The organism is Streptomyces sp. NBC_01450, assembly GCF_036227505.1.
Classification (GTDB): Bacteria; Actinomycetota; Actinomycetes; order Streptomycetales; family Streptomycetaceae; genus Streptomyces.
This window is the reverse complement of sequence record NZ_CP109480.1, coordinates 9788192-9804152: the sequence shown is the minus strand read 5'-3', so window position 1 is coordinate 9804152 and position 15961 is coordinate 9788192. Positions and strand designations below refer to the sequence as shown.

Here is a 15961-nt window from a genome sequence, read left to right as displayed (position 1 = left end):
GAGCAGCGGCCTCCGCTTGACTTCGAGTGCTCTCCAATCCGTAGCGTCGGAGCATGACCACTGCACAGCACAAGATCGGCTCGGGGTTCGGCGCCCACAGCACCGCCGACGACGTCCTCCAGGGCATCGACCTGACCGGGAAGCTCGCCCTCGTCACCGGCGGGTACTCGGGGCTCGGCCTGGAGACCACCCGCGCGCTCACCAAGGCGGGCGCCCACGTCGTCGTCCCGGCGCGCCGCCCGGACGTGGCCCGGGAGGCGGTGGAGGGCATCGAGGGGGTCGAGGTGGACGAGCTCGACCTCGGCGACCTCGACAGCGTCCGCGCCTTCGCCGAACGCTTCCTCGCCTCCGGCCGCACCATCGACATCGTCATCGACAACGCCGGGATCATGGCCTGCCCGGAGACCCGCGTCGGTCCGGGCTGGGAGGCCCAGTTCGCGACCAACCACCTCGGCCACTTCGCGCTCGTGAACCGTCTGTGGCCCGCGATCGAGCCGGGCGGCGCGCGAATCGTCTCCGTCTCCTCGGGCGCTCACCACAACTCGGGGATCCGCTGGGACGACGTGCACTGGCGCACCGGCTACGACAAGTGGGAGGCGTACGGACAGGCGAAGACCGCGAACGTCCTGTTCGCCGTCCACCTCGACCGGCTCGGCCGGGACTCCGGCGTTCGGGCCTTCGCCCTCCACCCCGGCGGCATCCTCACCCCGCTGCAGCGCCACCTGGCCAAGGAGGAGATGGTGGAGCGCGGCTGGATCGACGAGGACGGCAACCCGCTGAACCCGTCCGGCTTCAAGTCGCCCCAGGAGGGTGCGGCGACCCAGGTGTGGGCCGCGACCTCACCCCAGCTGGCCGGCCTGGGCGGGGTGTACTGCGAGGACTGCGACATCGCCGAGGTCGCTCCGGCGGACGGCGAGCGGACCGGCGTACGCGACTACGCGATCGACCCCGAGCAGGCCGCGCGACTGTGGGCGCTGTCGGCGGAGCTGACCGGGGTGAACGCGTTCGCGTGACGCGCCCGGGGCGTCACGCGCGGGTCATGAACTCCCGCAGATCCGCGAGGAGACGTTCCGCGTGGGTGGCGAAGAGGCCGTGGCCCGCGTTCTCGTAGACCTTGAGCGTGCTGTCGGCCAGCAGTTCGGCCGACCGGCGGCCGGTCAGGTCCAGCGGCGCCGAGGTGTCGTGGGTGCCGTGGACGACCAGCGCGGGCAGGTCGAGCTTGGCCAGGTCGGGGGCGACGTTCAGGGTGGCCGCGAGGTCTCCCAGCGCCGCCCCGCCGCGCGCGGTGGCGCCGTGGCAGCGGTTGATCATGGACTGCACATAGGCCGGGGAGAGTTCGTTCCCGGGGAGGTCGAGGGCGAAGAACGAGCGGGCCCCGTCCGCGAAGAAGGCGGCCCGGTCACGGCGGAAGACCTGGTTGCCGGCCTCGACGACGCCGGGGTCGATGCCGCCCGGATGGTCCGCGGACCGGACGGCCCCGGGCGCCATGCCCGCGACCAGTGCCACCCGCGCCACCCGCTCGACGCCGTGCCGCGTCAGACAACGCACGACTTCGGCGGTCCCCACGGAGTGCCCGACCAGGGTCACGTCGGACAGGTCGAGGTGGCGCAGCAGCCCGTCGACGTCGTCGGCCAGGCTGTCGAGGTCGAACCCGCCCCACACGTCGTCGGACCGGCCGTGGCCGCGCCGGTCGAAGCCGACGCAGCGGTAGCCCTCCGCGGCGAGCGGCAGCATCTGGTACTCCCACATCTCCGTACCGAAGTAGGCGCTGTTGACGAACACGATCACCTGCCCGGTGGCGGGACCGTAGTCGACGAAGTGCAGCCGGGTGCCATCGACGGGGCTCTCGAAGTACGGCATGGGAAACCTCCCGGAATCCGGTGGCGGGACGAGTGGGTACGTCCTTCATGGTTCCGGAGGGCCGGGGGCGGGTCGATTACCCCCGAGGTCATGCCGACCGCTCGCCACCCCGATCCCTTCCTGTTCCCTCCGCACCGGACAGTGCGGCGGCGCCCCGGTGACGGCCGGCGAGGAGGGCTCCCGTGAGAGCGCCACCCACCGTGAGAATCCGGGCGGCACGCAGCGCCGTGCCCGCCCTGCGCTGCCCTGCCCTGCCCTGCCCTGCCCTGCCGGTAGCGCACTCCACGCGGGAGACGATCGCCGAAACCCCGTGTCTCCGGATCCGTGCGGTGCCCTGTCGATCAGTGCGGGGCGCGCTCCTCCAGCGCGGTGCGCCAGGCCGGGGAGGGGCCCTCGCTCACCGGCTCGGCGCGTCGGCCGCCCCGCGCGAAGAAGTCGGCGAGCGGCAGGATCGCGGCGCCGACCGTCACGGCGTCCGGACCGAGGCGCCCGAGGTCGATGGAGACGCGCTCGGCCGGGTAGCGCAGGGCGTACGAGGCCGCGTGCCGGCGGACGGCGGGCAGAAAGCGGGTGCCGAGCTGGAGGCCCGCCCAGCCGCCGATGAGGATGCGCTCGGGCTGGAAGAGGTTGATCAGGTCGGACAGGCCCGCGCCCAGGTACTCGGCGGTCTCCTCCAGGACGGCGAGCGCCACGGGATCGGGCTCGGTACCCTCCTCGGTCGGATACGCCGCGGTGAGCATCGCGGTGAGCGCGGTCTCCTCGTCGGTACCCTCCGGCGGGCGTCCGCCCTCCTCACGCCAGCGGTCGAGAAGCGCCTCCGCGCCCGCGTAGGCCTCCAGACAGCCGAGGGCTCCGCACCGGCAGCGGCGTCCCCTGACCCGTACCGTCAGGTGGCCCCACTCCACCGAGCGGCCGTGCTCCACGTCCTCGGTGACCAGGCAGGCGCCGACGCCCGAGCCGAAGAGGACGACGACCGCGTTGCGGGCGCCGCGTCCGGCGCCGAACCACATCTCGGCCTGACCCAGGGTCCGGGCGCCGTTGTCCGCGAAGTACGGGACGGTGTCGGGGAGTCGGCAGGACGAGCGGAGCAGGGACTCCAGCGGGACGGCGTCCCAGCCGATCGTCTGACCGTGCACCACCGCACCCTCCTCCGGCGTACGGGCGACGATTCCCGGGACGCCGATACCGACGCCGAGCAGCCGCTCGGGGGCGATGCCCGCCTCGGCCAGTACCTCGGCGATGCCGTCCCGGATGTGTCCGACGATGACGTCCACGTCGTATTCCCGGCGCTTCGACGACGGTCCGCCGCCCGGAGCCGGGGCGAGCTCGCCACCCGGTCGCCCCGTCGGCCGGTCGGCCGCGGCTGCGCCCTCCCCCTCGGACGGTCCCTCCCTCTCCGGCGCCGGGTCGCTCCCGTATCCCTGCCGCTCCAGCGGCCGTTCCGTGCGGGCGAGTTCGGTGAGGGTGAGGTCGAAGAGTTCCACGCGGACGCGGGTCTCGCCCACGTCGACGCCGATCATGTGGCCGCTGTCGGGTACGACCCGCAGCAGCGTACGCGGGCGGCCGCCGTCGGAGTCGACGCTTCCGGCCTCCTCGACCAGACCGTCCGCGACGAGTTCCGCGACCACGTTGCTGACGGAACCGGAACTCAGGCCGGTGGCCGGGCCCAGCTCGAAGCGGCTCATGGGGCCGTCGAAATACAACCGTTGCAGGACGGCGGTGCGATTGCCGCGTCGCAGGTCACGCACTGTCCGCCCGTTCCGCACCGCCATGTGAATCCCTTCCGGCCCGCCCGACCTGCAAGATACCCCTGCGCGATCCCTTGACGCGACTTTCTTCCGGGTCTTAACTCACGTCCTAAATTAAGCCATGAGGGTCGTTCAGGAAGTGAACGCGGGCGCCCTTCGTGGCTCTCCCTCCGGGAAAGGGACATACGCAGCCATGCGCAGAATCCGAGCCGCGGCCGCCGGTGCGGTCACCGTCTCCCTGCTGACCGCCGTGACCGCCTGTGGTGGCGGCTCGTCGACGGGCGGCGGGTCCAACGACTCGCCGAAGACGCTCACCTACTGGGCCTCCAACCAGGGCGCCAGCATCGAGGTCGACAAGAAGGTCCTCCAGCCCGAACTCGACAAGTTCGAGAAGCAGACCGGGATCAAGGTCAAGGTGGAGGTCGTCCCCTGGTCGGACCTGCTGAACCGGATTCTCACCGCGACCACGTCGGGTCAGGGCCCCGACGTCCTGAACATAGGCAACACCTGGAGCGCCTCGCTGCAGGCCACCGGCGCACTGCTGCCGTGGAACGCGAGCAACTTCGCCAAGATCGGCGGCAAGGACCGCTTCGTCGACTCGGCGCTCGGCTCGACGGGCGCGCAGGGCAAGGACCCGGCCGCGGTCCCGCTGTACTCGATGGCGTACGCGCTCTACTACAACAAGAAGTTGTTCGCCGACGCGGGGCTCGCGAAGCCGCCGGCCACCTGGGACGAGCTGATCGCCGACGGCAAGAAGCTGTCCAAGGACGGCAAGTGGGGCCTGGGAGCCGAAGGTTCGAACCCCTCGGAGAACATCCACCACACCTTCGTCTTCGCCAAGCAGCACGGCGCCGACTTCTTCACCGCGGACGGCAAGCCGGACTTCACCTCGGACGGCACGGTCGCGGCGGTCAAGCAGTACGTCGACCTGATGGCCAAGGACAAGATCATCGCGCCCGGCAACGCCGAATACGCCCAGAACCAGTCCGTGAGCGACTTCGCCAAGGGCAAGACCGCGATGCTGCTGTGGCAGTCGGCGTCCTCCAACCTCAAGTCACAGGGCATGAGTGACGACGCGTACGGCATCGCCCCCGTCCCCGTGCAGTCCGGCGCCCCGGGAACCGGCACCAACGTCAACTCGATGGTCGCGGGCATCAACCTGGCCGTGTTCAAGAACACCCACAACCTCGACGGCGCCACCAAGTTCGTGAAGTTCATGACGAGCGACGCCGAGCAGAAGATCCTCAACACCGCGTACAGCACGATCCCGCCGGTGAAGACGTCCCAGACGGACGCCACCTTCAACACCCCGGCGAACGCGATCCTCAAGGACACCCTGGCCCAGAGCGCCGTCGCGCTTCCCCAGGTCGCCGACGAGTCCCAGTTCGAGACGGCGGTCGGTACGGCCGTCAAGGAGCTGTTCGCGGACGCGGCCGCCGGACGCGCGGTGACCACGGAGTCGGTGAAGGCGGAGCTCGAGAAGGCCCAGCAGCAGATGCCGGCGAAGTGAGCGCGGACACCCTCATGACCACCACGACCGCCGCCTCCGCCGACTCCGGCGAACGGACGGTGCGCAAGGACTCCCCCGGTGCGGCGCGCGGGCCGCGCCGCTCCGGGCGGATCCGGCGCATCGGACTGCCCTATCTGTTGCTCCTGCCCGCCCTGCTTCTCGAACTCCTGGTCCACCTGGTGCCGATGGTGATCGGCATCTTCATGAGCTTCAAGCAGCTCACCCAGTTCTACATCCGTGACTGGGGCACCGCGCCCTGGTCCGGCTTCGACAACTACAAGGTGTCGATGGACTTCAGCGCGCCCGTCGGCAAGGCGCTGCTGCACTCGTTCCTCGTGACCGTCGGCTTCACCCTGCTGTCGGTGGGCCTGTGCTGGCTGATCGGCACGGCGGCCGCGATCTACATGCAGGACACCTTCCGCGGCCGCGGTCTGCTGCGGGCGCTCTTCCTCGTCCCGTACGCACTGCCCGTGTACGCGGCGGTCATCACCTGGGTGTTCATGTTCCAGCACGACAACGGCCTGGTGAACCACGTCCTGCACGACCAGCTGCACCTCACCGACAAGCCGTCCTTCTGGCTCATCGGCGACAACAGCTTCTACGCCCTGCTCACCGTGTCGGTGTGGAAGGGCTGGCCGTTCGCCTTCCTCATCGTCATGGCCGGCCTGCAGAACATCCCCGGGGAGCTGTACGAGGCGGCAGCCCTCGACGGTGCCGGTCTGTGGCAGCGGCTGCGCCGCATCACCCTGCCGTCACTGCGCCCGGTCAACCAGGTACTGGTGCTGGTCCTGTTCCTGTGGACGTTCAACGACTTCAACACGCCGTACGTCCTGTTCGGCAGGACCGCTCCGGAGGCCGCGGACCTCATCTCGGTCCACATCTACCAGGCGTCGTTCGTCACCTGGAACTTCGGCACCGGATCGGCCATGTCGGTCCTGCTGCTGCTCTTCCTGCTCGTCGTGACGGGCGTCTACCTGCTGCTGACCTCCCGAGGAAGGAAGACGGCCGATGTCTAGCACCGCACAGGCGGCGTCCGGCGCCTCGAAGGCGCCGCGCTCGCCGATGGCTCCCCCGCGGTCCTTCCTCTGGTCCCGGCGGATCTTCCTCACCCTGCTCACCGGCTTCGTGCTGGTTCCCGTCTATGTCATGGTCTCCAGCTCCCTGAAGCCGCTCGCGGACGTGTCGGGGAAGTTCCGCTGGCTGCCGAGCGGTCTGACGATCCGCCCGTACATCGACATCTGGTCGACGGTCCCGCTGGCGAGGTACTTCGTCAACTCGCTGATCGTGGCGGGCGCGGCGACGGTCTGCTCGGTGGTGATCGCGGTCTTCGCGGCGTACGCGGTGAGCCGCTACAGCTTCCGCGGCAAGCGCGTCTTCACGGTGACCGTGCTGTCGACGCAGATGTTCCCCGGCATCCTCTTCCTCCTCCCGCTCTTCCTTCTCTACGTCAACATCGGCAACACCACGGGCATCGCGCTGTTCGGCTCGCGCGGGGGCCTGATCCTCACCTATCTCACCTTCTCCCTGCCGTTCTCGATCTGGATGCTGATCGGGTACTTCGACTCGGTGCCGCGCGATCTGGACGAGGCGGCGCTGGTGGACGGCTGCGGGCCGCTCGGCGCGCTGTTTCGGGTGGTCGTGCCCGCCGCGATCCCGGGCATCGTCGCCGTCGCCGTCTACGCCTTCATGACCGCCTGGGGCGAGGTGCTGTTCGCGTCGGTGATGACCAACGAGACCACGCGCACGCTCGCCGTCGGGCTCCAGGGCTACTCCACGCTCAACAACGTGTACTGGAACCAGATCATGGCCGCCTCGCTCGTGGTGAGCGTCCCGGTGGTCGCCGGGTTCCTGCTGCTCCAGCGCTACCTCGTCGCCGGCCTGACGGCAGGAGCCGTCAAGTGACCGACTCCTCTTCCCCTGAAGGGACTTCCGTGACCATCGACCTTGCCGCACTCCCCGAGGACTTCCTGTGGGGCACGGCCACGTCGGCCTACCAGATCGAGGGAGCCGTCGCCGAGGACGGCCGCTCCCCGTCCATCTGGGACACGTTCTCGCACACGCCCGGCAAGATCGACAACGGTGACTACGGGGACATCGCCTGCGACCACTACCACCGGTGGCGCGAGGACATCGCGCTCATGCGTCAACTGGGGACGAACGCCTACCGGTTGTCCATCGCATGGCCCCGGGTGGTGCCGGGCGGCGACGGCCCGGTCAACGCCAAGGGGCTGGACTTCTACGACCAGTTGATCGACGCCCTGCTGGAGGCGGGCATCACCCCCTCCGTCACCCTCTACCACTGGGACCTGCCGCAGGTGCTCCAGGACCGGGGCGGGTGGCCGGTGCGCGACACGGCACACCACTTCGCCTCGTACGCTTCGGTCGTCGCGGAACGTCTGGGTGACCGCGTCCAGCACTGGACGACGCTCAACGAGCCGCTGTGCTCGGCCTGGATCGGCCACCTTGAGGGCCTGATGGCCCCCGGCCTCGCCGATCTGACGGTCGCGGTCCGCGCCTCGTACCACCTGCTCCTGGGCCATGGCCTGGCCGTGCAGGCCATCCGGGCGGCAGCGCCGGACGCACAGGTGGGCATCGTCAACAACCTCTCCAGCGTCGAGGCCGCCACCGACCGTCCCGAGGACGTCGCGGCGGCTCGCCGGCTGGACGGGCACACCAACCGCTGGTGGCTGGACCCGGTGCACGGCCGCGGGTTCCCGGCGGACATGCGTGAGGTCTACGGCGTCGAACTCCCGGAGCTTCCGGGCGACTTGGAGACCATCGCGCAGCCCCTGGACTGGCTGGGCCTCAACTACTACTTCCCGTCCACCGTCGCCGACGACCCCTCAGGACCCGCGCCGCGCGTGCGCACGGTGCGCCGCCTCGGTGTCCCCCGCACCGGCATGGACTGGGAGGTCGACGCCTCCGGAATCGAGCGCCTGCTGCTCCGCCTCACCGACGACTACGGCGCCCGTAAGCTGTACGTCACCGAGAACGGCTCGGCCTATCCCGACGTCGTCCGCCCCGACGGCACCGTCGACGACCCCGAGCGCACGCGGTACCTGGAGCAGCACCTCGCCGCCTGTGCCGCGGCGGCCGCGAAGGGCGTTCCCCTCGCCGGATACTTCGCCTGGTCGCTGCTCGACAACTTCGAGTGGGCCTACGGCTACGACAAGCGTTTCGGCCTCGTGCACGTCGACTACGAGACCCAGCGGCGCACGGTGAAGGGCAGCGGGCACCGGTACGCGGACATCATCCGGGCCCACGGGGAGCGCAGGCGCAACGCGGCCTGACATACGTCCCGGCCTTCGCGCTGGACGCGGGTGTTCCCTCGACCGGAGCCCGCGTCCAGCCGAAGGCTAGGGTGCGAGGTCATCCGTTCGACCGGCCGGCTCCACGCCGGCCGATGTCCTCCAGGGCCGCCACGAGCTGCGGAGCCACCGCCTCGCGGACCCAGGCGACCTGGTCGTCGTCCACGGCGCGGGGCACGGTCTCGATGAGCATGATCAGGTAGAGGTAACTGCGGTAGAGGGCGAGGCGTTGGCGGGCCGCGGCGCCGAAGTCCGCGTTGCCTCCCGCGTTCTGATAGCCGGTCAGGAAGGCGGTGTCCTGTTCGATGTCACCGAGGAGGGCGAGGGAGACGAAGTCCCCCAGGGGGTCGCCCCAGAACATGCGCTCGCCGTCGATGAGGCCGCCGATCCGGGGTGTACCGTCCGAGCGGTCCACGAGGATGTTGCCCCGCCACAGGTCGAAGTGGACCAGGCGGGGGGTGGTGACCTCGTCCAGGGAGTCGTACGCCGCCTTCGCGGTGCGGGCCACCTCCTCCACGGGCCGGGGCAGCCAGGCCCGATAGCGGCGGGCGTCGTCCAGGACGGCGTCGTACATGGTGGTGAAGGCGGTGCGCCAGTCGGGGGCGAGCGGGCCGAGGGCCCCGGACGGGTAGCCGAACCCGGGGCCGGTGACCTGGTGGAGCCGGGCCACGAGACCGCCCAACTCCGCACGGAGAGCGGTCTGTTCGTCAGGAGTGAGCGTGCCGTCCCACGACTGGCCCGGGCAGGCCGTCATGAGGAGGTGCCGGCCCCCCATGGCCACGACGCGCGGCGCCGGTACGTCGACGGTGGCGGCCGAACGGTAGAACTCCGCCTCGGAGACCAGGAGTTCGCGCTCATGGCGCAGGCCCGGGGCGGTCTCCGGGGGCGGGACCTTCAGCACCTGGCGGGTGCCGTCGGTGAGGAGGAGTTCCTCGACGGTGTTGTACGTGCCACCGTCGAGCGGGCGGCAGCGGGCGAGGCGGTCCGGCGACAGTCCGGCCGCCGCGAGAACCCGCCGCGCCCGCTCCCAGGAGTCCTCCGCCATACGCTCCACCCCGCCCTTTCGGTCACCCGGCCGCGTACACGTCCTCCACGTAACGCCCGGTCGCGATCAGCTCGTTCAGCCACCTCTCGGCGGTCGCCTCGTCCGCGTCGGGCGTACGGTCCTGGTACAGCGTACGGAAGGCCTCGCGGAACTGGTCGCACGCGCCTACGCGCTGGACGTACTGACTCGGGGAGTGTGGCCGCCCACGGCGGCGACCGCCCCCTGAGGGGCGCCGAAGCGCGCGAGGCAGTGCCACACCATCTTCAGGTCCTGCAGTTCGTGGCGGCCGGTGCGGGCGGCGTCCCCGATGATCCGGGGGTCGAGCCGGCCGTCCTCGGCGATGCGGGCGCCGAGCGCGACGGACTCGGGACCGCGGAAGTCCGGGTGGCGGCGCAGTTCCTCGACCGGGAGCCGGTACCCGGGGTGCCACTCCACGGGGCACAGGAGCCGGCGAGCCGCCGCCTCGACGGCCGTGCCCCGGTAGCTCGCGTCCAGGACCAGGGCCTCCGTGTCACCGGCCAGGTCGACAGGTCCGTGCACCTGTGCCTCGATGTAGTCGTTGAGCGCGTCCTGTTCGTCCGCCTCGGCCAGTTCGATCAGTGACATCCCGGCGGCGACTCCGAACGCGGACGGCTCGGCCGCGCTGTCGGGGTAGCAGAAGGTGGTCCGCCGCAGCGCCGCACCGGTCAGTCGCAAGTGCGAGGAGCCGAAGCGGGGCGCCGCGCCGACGACCTGGCGCCGGAAGTTCAGTCCGCCGTACACGGGGCGCTCGCGCGCGGGTTCGGCGTCGTACGCCGCGCCGAAGATCCGGCTCTCCCAGCGCCAGCGGTCGCCGCCGGGGCGCGCGGTGAGCCCGCCGTTGCTCGTGCCGGTGACGAACTGCGAGACGTACGTGCCGTCCCGGGCCAGTGCCTCCAGGATCGGGAGCCCGCCCACCAGCCGGTCGGGGTGGAAGTTCAGGGTGATGCGCAGCGCCGGATCCACCGCCGGGCCGCGGGATCGAGCCGCGACATGGCGCAGCGCCCGCTCCTGAGGTGTGCGACCGTCCCCGAGATCCACCGGACCCCTCCCCCGCCCTGTCTCCTCACGTCCTCGCCCCCACCGGGGTATCCCTAAAGATCACTGGCCGGACGGGACGTCCGCAACTCGTTTGTTCGAGGCCCGCGAGACCGCTCACTCCTGGTCCCCCCTGGACGCCTTCCGACCGACGAGAACAAACTAGGCTCCCTTGCGGACAGTTACGGTCCTCGATCGGCACGTTCGGTACGCCTGCGAAAAGGGAAAAGGCCAAGGATGCGAGACGTACGTGGTGCGTGGGCCATGGCAGGTGCACAGTTGCGGAAGTGGCACCAGGAACCCGTGGTCGTCCAGTCGGTGCGGTCGGCCGCGGCCGCGACCGTCGCGTATGTGATCGCGCTGCGGCTCAGTCCGGAGCCCGCGCCGCTCACCGCCCCGCTCACCGCGCTCCTGGTCGTGCAGGTCACGCTCTACGCCACCCTCACCACCGGCATCCGCCGGGTGAACTCCGTGGTGGCGGGTGTCGTCGTCGCCATCGCCTTCAGCGTTCTCGTGGGTCTGACGTGGTGGAGTCTGGCCCTGCTCATCCTCGCCTCGCTGGCCGTCGGCCATCTCGTCCGGGTCAGCGAGTTCGTGCCCGAGGTGGCGATCAGCGCGATGCTGGTGCTCGGCGTGACCAGGGTCGGGGACACGGCCTGGGCCAGGGTGCTGGAGACACTGATCGGCGCGGTGGTCGGACTCGGCTGCAATCTGCTCTTCGCTCCCCCTGTGTGGGTGGGCGCGGCCGGCGAGTCCATCGGGGATCTGGCACGGCGGGTACGCCAGTTGATGTTGCGCATGGGTGAGGAGGCGGCGGGCCGCACTCCCGTCGAGCACGCGACCGCCCGGCTGCACGAGGCGCGCCGCCTGGACCACGACATCGTCCAGGTGGACGCGGCGCTCCGGCAGGCCGAGGACAGCCTCAAGCTCAATCCGCGCGTACGGGAGGGCCTGCTGCACCGGATCGTGCTGCGTACCGGCCTCGACACGCTGGAGATCTGCACGGTGGTGCTGCGGGTGCTCGCCCGCACCTTGACCGACCTCGCCAAGGAGCGCGATCCCGACCCGCTGTTCGAACCGCAGGTGGGGGCGACGCTGGAGCAGCTGCTGTCGGAAGTGGGCGACGCCGTGGTGAGTTTCGCGGTCCTGGTGACCACGGACATCAGCCAGAACGCCGAGTCGGCGGAGGCCCGGCTCGCCGCGGAGCTGTCCACGGCCGCGGCGACCCGTGACAAGCTGGCCCAGCTGCTGCTGGAGGAGGTGCAGCGGGACGCCCGGCAGTGGCAGCTGCACGGCGCCGTCCTCACCGAGGTCAACCGCATCCTGGACGAGCTGGACACGGAGCACCGCTCACGGCGGCTCCTGGAGGAGCTCGACCGCGGCACCCGCGCAGAACGCGAGCGCCGTCACCATCTCCTCCGGCTGCGGCGGCGCCTTCGGATGCCCCGCGGGCCGCGACGGCCGCGCTCGGACCGGAACCGTCCCCCCGTCTCCGGTCGTTCTCTCTGAGGACAGCCGTTCCGCGTCAGGAGCGGGGGCGACGACGGGGGGAGCGGGCGGATGACCGACGACGCTGTGCGGATCGACGGGAACACCCTGCGCTTGCCGGGCGGGGTGCGGATCCGGTTCATGCGGACGCTGCGCCTGCCCGAGACGGGCACGCACGAACTGCCACCGGGGCTCGGCGAGTTCCCCCTGCGCCGCGTCGAGGACCACGAGGACACCGTGCCCGCCGAGTGGCGTGCGCGCGGCGGTGTGATGCTGCCGGTGTATCTGCGCGAGGCGATGTGGCTGAGCTTCGCGGGCTCGACGGAGCCGGCCGCGTTGCAGGTCGGGGTGGGCAAGGTGTGCGCGGTCTCGGGCAAGCCGTGGAGCCCCCTGCTCACCCAGGACCCGCAGAACTATGTGGTGCTCCCCCGCCAGCCGTGGCTCGACGGCATCAACTCCGGGAAGGGCACGGTCCGCCAGTTCGTCGCCGTGCCGCTGGGGCTCGGCGCCACGGTCGAGGGCCAGGTCACCGGCGAGGAGGTGTGGGGCGGCGTGCAGCTGCAGTCCTTCCGGCTGAACGACGCGGAGCTCGCGAAGTGGCGTGAGCGGGAGCGCCGCCGGACCGTGAGGACGCGGTCGGCGACGAGCGTGTCCGCCTTTGGCGCCGCGCCGCCGGCTCCCGGCGCCGCGATGGCCGCCGCGCCCGCCTCGGCGGCCCACCCGAGGAGCGCCCCGGCCATGGGACTCGGCGTGGGAGGCTCGATGCGCCAGGAGGTCTACCGGGACGAGCGATCGCGCGGCGCCTGGGCCAGGGAGCCCGCCGGCCGGGTGTTCGTACATCTTGTGACGCCTCCCGAGTGGCGCCGGATCACGGGCGAGGCTCCCCCGCCGTCCCCTGTCGACCGCGCGGCCTACACACGGGCCGGGCTGCCCTGGTTCGAGTACTACGACGGCACGGCCCAGGACATCGCCCCCACCGACTCCCTGAGCTCGGTGCGGCCGGTCGGCGAGTGGCTCGGCGACGACCACGAGCCCTGGCAGGAACCCTCGCCCCACCAGGTGAAGCAGCTGGGTGACGCGCCGGGCAAGCCGGTCGAGGACGGAGACTGGTAGGCGGCTCCACCCAGTCATTGCACAGGACGCAACATCCATTGCCGCACTTGCTCTCCTCGGGTGTCGCACGCCAAGGTGGCTGTGACGACCGAGTCGACCGACACCCGAGGTGCAGGTATGAACAGTGGTGCAGATCCGGCGCGGGACACGGGCGGCGGCTGGCGCAGGCGCCGGTTCGTCGGAGCGCTGGCGGGGATCGCCGCGGCGACGACGGTTCCGGCACCGGCCGCGCCGCGCACCCGCCCCGCGACCACGGCCCCACCCGCCGACGGCTCCCACACCACCTCGGCCCCCGCGCCGGCCCGCTCCACCGTCCGCCGGCTGTTCCTCGGCACCTACACCTCGGTCGCGGGCGGCGGGAAGGGGATCGGCCTGGCCACGTACGGCACAGCGACGGGCTCCGTCACCGCCACCGGCACACTCACCGGCATCGGCGACCCGTCGTACCTCGCCGCACATCCGAAGGGCCACACGCTGTACGCGGTCGACGAGCGGCCCGAGGGCGCCGTGACGGCGGTACGGCTCGCCGACAACCGAGTGCTGGGCACCCGGAGCACCGGTGGCGCGGGCCCCTGTCATCTCTCCGTGCATCCGAGCGGACGCTGGCTGCTGAGCGCCAACTACACCTCGGGCAGCGTGGCCGTGCACCCCATCGACGCCTCGGGCGCACTCGGTGAGCGCACCGACCTGGTCACACATTCCAGTCCGGCACCGGGCCCCGGCCAGGACGGCCCACACGCCCACCAGTTCCTCACCAGTCCCGACGGCGGGCATGTCCTCGCCGTCGACCTGGGCACCGACACGGTCTACACCTACCGTCTGGACCAGGCGAAGGGAACACTCACCGAGGTCTCCCAGGCGCACACCCGGCCGGGCGCGGGGCCGCGCCATCTCACCTTCCACCCCGCAGGCCGTTTCGCCTATCTCGCGAACGAGGTCGACAACACGGTCGTGGTCTGCGCGTACGACCCGGCGAGCGGACGGCTCACCCCGGGCGACCCGCAGTCCACCGGCACGGGCACGGGTACGAACTACCCGGCGCAGATCCTGGTGACGTCGAACGGGTCGTACGCCTATCTCGCCAACCGCGGCCACAACAGCCTGACGCGGTACGCGGTCGAGGCGGCCGGCGCCCGGTTGCGGCTCCTGGACACCGTGCCGGTCGACGGCGACTTCCCGCGCCACGTCGCCTTCTCACCGGACGAGCGGCTGCTGTTCACGGCGAACCAGCGCTCGAGCACGGTCAGTGTCTTCCACGTCGACGGCGCGAGCGGTGGACTCCGGCGCGCGGGCGAGCCGTTCGCCTCACCCGTCGCCGTCTGTGCGCTGCCGCTGTAGCGCGCGGGGGCAGGAGGCGGAGCTCGCCTGCGTGAGCAGTACATGCATCCGCTCGGTGAGCTGCGAGACGTCGTCGGCCGGCGAGTGGAAGGGCAGGCGTACGTCGCCGTTGCCGCGCGCCCGTTCGATCCGCAGTGTCAGTCCGTGCCGGTCGACGGCGAGTGGCTGGACGCGGACCGCGCCGTGCAGGCTGTCGGGCTCGACGAGGCGGGTCAGTCGCTCGACGGCGTCCGGATGTGCGTCGGCCAGATGGGTGAGCAGGCTCGCCTCGGCCGTAGCGAGCGGGTCGGGGACGGCGTCCGCGAACTCGTCGAGGTCCACCACGAGCGCGCCGGACGCCCCGCGCAGCACGACGCGCGAGGGCCGGAACTCCAGGTGCCCGTCCGCCAGGACGAACCGGCCGGCCATCCAGAGCCGGGCGCGGATCCGGCCCCGCACCGGCACGGGCGCGACGTCCGCGAACTCCAGGACGGCGGAGGGCTCCCCGCGCGGCGCGCACACCGCCGCGGCCGTCAGTGTGCTGCCGTCCGGTACGTGCAGGAGCACGCGGCCGTCCGCGGTGACGGTGTGCGCGCCGACGAGCTCCTCCCTGCCGCCCTCCGCGGTCACCGCGCAGGACCATGCCGCGGCGAGCACCGAGCGGGCGCGCTCAGCAGCGGCGGGCGCGGCCGTCCAGCCATGACGGTCACCCATGCGGTCACCCATCCCAACCTCCCTTAGGTAAGCCTTGCCTAACCTATCGGAGATCCGGATGCACGCCAACCACGCCGCGCCCGCGACCCTCGAACGAGTTACGGCGCGATGGCACCCAGAAGCGCCCGCGCGCACAGATCCCGCAGCTGCTCCCGCGTCAGCTCCGACCCCCTGAGCCATTCCAGGCACACGGCCGTGGTGAAGGCGAGCCAGCCGCGGACGGCGATCCGCAGCTCGGGCCGGTCCTCGATCCCTCCGGGAACATCGGGGTCCGCGTCGAGCGCCGCCAGGATCTGTCGCTCCTGCGCGGCCAGCGCCCTCTGATAGACCTTGCGCACGGCCTGGTCACCGGCCGCGTCGGCGCGATGGAAGGCCCGGAAGCCGTGCGCGTGGGCCTCGACGTACGCCAGGAAGGTGTCCAGTCCGGCGCTCAACTGCTCACGGACGGGAGTGCCGGGCACCGCCGCCGTCAGCCGCAGCATCCGCTCGCTCTCACGCTCCACGACGGCCGCGAAGAAGTCCCGCTTGGTCGGGAAGTAGTGATACAGGAGCCCGCGCGAGACCCCGGCGATCTCGGCGACCTGCTCGATCCACACCTCGTCGTACGGGCTCTCCGAGAACAGCCGCGCCCCGACGGACAACAGCTGCTCCCTGCGCTCCTCGGTACTCAGCCGACGGCGCGTCCGCTCTCCTCGCTCCCCCTGTTCGCCCATCATGGCCGCACCTTACTTGACGTCGGTTCAACAACGGGATCACACTGAAAACCGCTATTGAACCCGCGTACAACATGGTCAGGACAGCA

14 protein-coding genes are annotated in these 15961 nt (G+C 71.2%); 8 read left to right on the top strand and 6 right to left on the bottom strand.

The window, feature by feature from the left end; translation table 11 throughout:
- The first annotated feature begins 53 nt into the window (after positions 1-53).
- Positions 54-1013, top strand: coding sequence for an SDR family NAD(P)-dependent oxidoreductase (locus OG568_RS43745; protein WP_329535568.1), 960 nt, complete (start codon positions 54-56; stop codon positions 1011-1013).
- A gap of 13 nt (positions 1014-1026) precedes the next feature.
- Here OG568_RS43745 and OG568_RS43740 read toward each other — a convergent pair whose 3' ends face one another.
- Both OG568_RS43740 and OG568_RS43735 read right to left on the bottom strand, forming a co-directional pair.
- On the bottom strand, positions 1027-1860 hold the full coding sequence (locus OG568_RS43740) for an alpha/beta fold hydrolase (RefSeq protein ID WP_329535567.1): 834 nt from the start codon (positions 1858-1860) through the stop codon (positions 1027-1029).
- Positions 1861-2201: 341 nt separating this feature from the next.
- Complete coding sequence (locus OG568_RS43735; protein ID WP_329535566.1) at positions 2202-3632, bottom strand: ROK family transcriptional regulator; 1431 nt, start codon at positions 3630-3632, stop codon at positions 2202-2204.
- A gap of 169 nt (positions 3633-3801) precedes the next feature.
- On the opposite strand from OG568_RS43735, the gene OG568_RS43730 reads away from it, so the two are divergent.
- Genes OG568_RS43730 through OG568_RS43715 form a run of 4 tightly spaced genes read left to right on the top strand, consistent with a single transcriptional unit; the run spans position 3802 to position 8408 of the window.
- On the top strand, positions 3802-5118 hold the full coding sequence (locus OG568_RS43730; protein WP_266579913.1) for an ABC transporter substrate-binding protein: 1317 nt from the start codon (positions 3802-3804) through the stop codon (positions 5116-5118).
- Between the two features lie 14 nt (positions 5119-5132).
- Positions 5133-6134, top strand: a complete 1002-nt coding sequence (locus OG568_RS43725) for a carbohydrate ABC transporter permease (protein WP_329535565.1) — start codon at positions 5133-5135, stop codon at positions 6132-6134.
- A 46-nt stretch (positions 6135-6180) separates the two neighbouring features.
- Positions 6181-7020: a carbohydrate ABC transporter permease gene (locus tag OG568_RS43720; RefSeq protein WP_266422099.1), complete on the top strand. Its 840-nt coding sequence runs from the start codon at positions 6181-6183 to the stop codon at positions 7018-7020.
- A 29-nt stretch (positions 7021-7049) separates the two neighbouring features.
- Complete coding sequence (locus tag OG568_RS43715; protein ID WP_329535564.1) at positions 7050-8408, top strand: GH1 family beta-glucosidase; 1359 nt, start codon at positions 7050-7052, stop codon at positions 8406-8408.
- A 79-nt stretch (positions 8409-8487) separates the two neighbouring features.
- Here the strand turns inward: OG568_RS43715 and OG568_RS43710 are convergent, their stop codons facing one another.
- On the bottom strand, positions 8488-9471 hold the full coding sequence (locus OG568_RS43710; RefSeq protein ID WP_329535563.1) for a phosphotransferase family protein: 984 nt from the start codon (positions 9469-9471) through the stop codon (positions 8488-8490).
- Positions 9472-9636: 165 nt separating this feature from the next.
- Positions 9637-10530, bottom strand: coding sequence for a DUF3626 domain-containing protein (locus tag OG568_RS43705; RefSeq protein WP_329535562.1), 894 nt, complete (start codon positions 10528-10530; stop codon positions 9637-9639).
- A 234-nt stretch (positions 10531-10764) separates the two neighbouring features.
- Between OG568_RS43705 and OG568_RS43700 the strand changes: the two genes are divergently transcribed.
- The 3 genes from OG568_RS43700 to OG568_RS43690 all read left to right on the top strand — a co-directional run bounded on the left by OG568_RS43700 (position 10765) and on the right by OG568_RS43690 (position 14466).
- Positions 10765-12036, top strand: a complete 1272-nt coding sequence (locus OG568_RS43700; RefSeq protein ID WP_329535561.1) for an FUSC family protein — start codon at positions 10765-10767, stop codon at positions 12034-12036.
- A gap of 51 nt (positions 12037-12087) precedes the next feature.
- Positions 12088-13128, top strand: coding sequence for a hypothetical protein (locus OG568_RS43695; protein WP_329535560.1), 1041 nt, complete (start codon positions 12088-12090; stop codon positions 13126-13128).
- 117 nt (positions 13129-13245) lie between these two features.
- Positions 13246-14466: a lactonase family protein gene (locus tag OG568_RS43690; RefSeq protein WP_329535559.1), complete on the top strand. Its 1221-nt coding sequence runs from the start codon at positions 13246-13248 to the stop codon at positions 14464-14466.
- On the opposite strand, the gene OG568_RS43685 is transcribed toward OG568_RS43690, so the two are convergent.
- Together OG568_RS43685 and OG568_RS43680 are read right to left on the bottom strand one after the other, a co-directional pair.
- Positions 14434-15159, bottom strand: coding sequence for a DUF2470 domain-containing protein (locus OG568_RS43685; protein ID WP_329536607.1), 726 nt, complete (start codon positions 15157-15159; stop codon positions 14434-14436). The genes OG568_RS43690 and OG568_RS43685 overlap by 33 nt on opposite strands.
- Positions 15160-15257: 98 nt before the next feature.
- On the bottom strand, positions 15258-15875 hold the full coding sequence (locus tag OG568_RS43680; protein WP_266579929.1) for a TetR/AcrR family transcriptional regulator: 618 nt from the start codon (positions 15873-15875) through the stop codon (positions 15258-15260).
- Positions 15876-15961 lie beyond the last annotated feature (86 nt).

Bases quoted from the DNA above. Each gene is read 5' to 3' on its own strand.
- OG568_RS43745 (WP_329535568.1), top strand. From the start codon at position 54: ATGACCACTGCACAGCACAAGATCGGCTCGGGGTTCGGCGCCCACAGC.
- OG568_RS43740 (WP_329535567.1), bottom strand. From the start codon at position 1,860: ATGCCGTACTTCGAGAGCCCCGTCGATGGCACCCGGCTGCACTTCGTC.
- OG568_RS43735 (WP_329535566.1), bottom strand. From the start codon at position 3,632: ATGGCGGTGCGGAACGGGCGGACAGTGCGTGACCTGCGACGCGGCAAT.
- OG568_RS43730 (WP_266579913.1), top strand. From the start codon at position 3,802: ATGCGCAGAATCCGAGCCGCGGCCGCCGGTGCGGTCACCGTCTCCCTG.
- OG568_RS43725 (WP_329535565.1), top strand. From the start codon at position 5,133: ATGACCACCACGACCGCCGCCTCCGCCGACTCCGGCGAACGGACGGTG.
- OG568_RS43720 (WP_266422099.1), top strand. From the start codon at position 6,181: ATGGCTCCCCCGCGGTCCTTCCTCTGGTCCCGGCGGATCTTCCTCACC.
- OG568_RS43710 (WP_329535563.1), bottom strand. From the start codon at position 9,471: ATGGCGGAGGACTCCTGGGAGCGGGCGCGGCGGGTTCTCGCGGCGGCC.
- OG568_RS43700 (WP_329535561.1), top strand. From the start codon at position 10,765: ATGCGAGACGTACGTGGTGCGTGGGCCATGGCAGGTGCACAGTTGCGG.
- OG568_RS43695 (WP_329535560.1), top strand. From the start codon at position 12,088: ATGACCGACGACGCTGTGCGGATCGACGGGAACACCCTGCGCTTGCCG.
- OG568_RS43690 (WP_329535559.1), top strand. From the start codon at position 13,246: ATGAACAGTGGTGCAGATCCGGCGCGGGACACGGGCGGCGGCTGGCGC.
- OG568_RS43685 (WP_329536607.1), bottom strand. From the start codon at position 15,159: ATGGGTGACCGTCATGGCTGGACGGCCGCGCCCGCCGCTGCTGAGCGC.
- OG568_RS43680 (WP_266579929.1), bottom strand. From the start codon at position 15,875: ATGATGGGCGAACAGGGGGAGCGAGGAGAGCGGACGCGCCGTCGGCTG.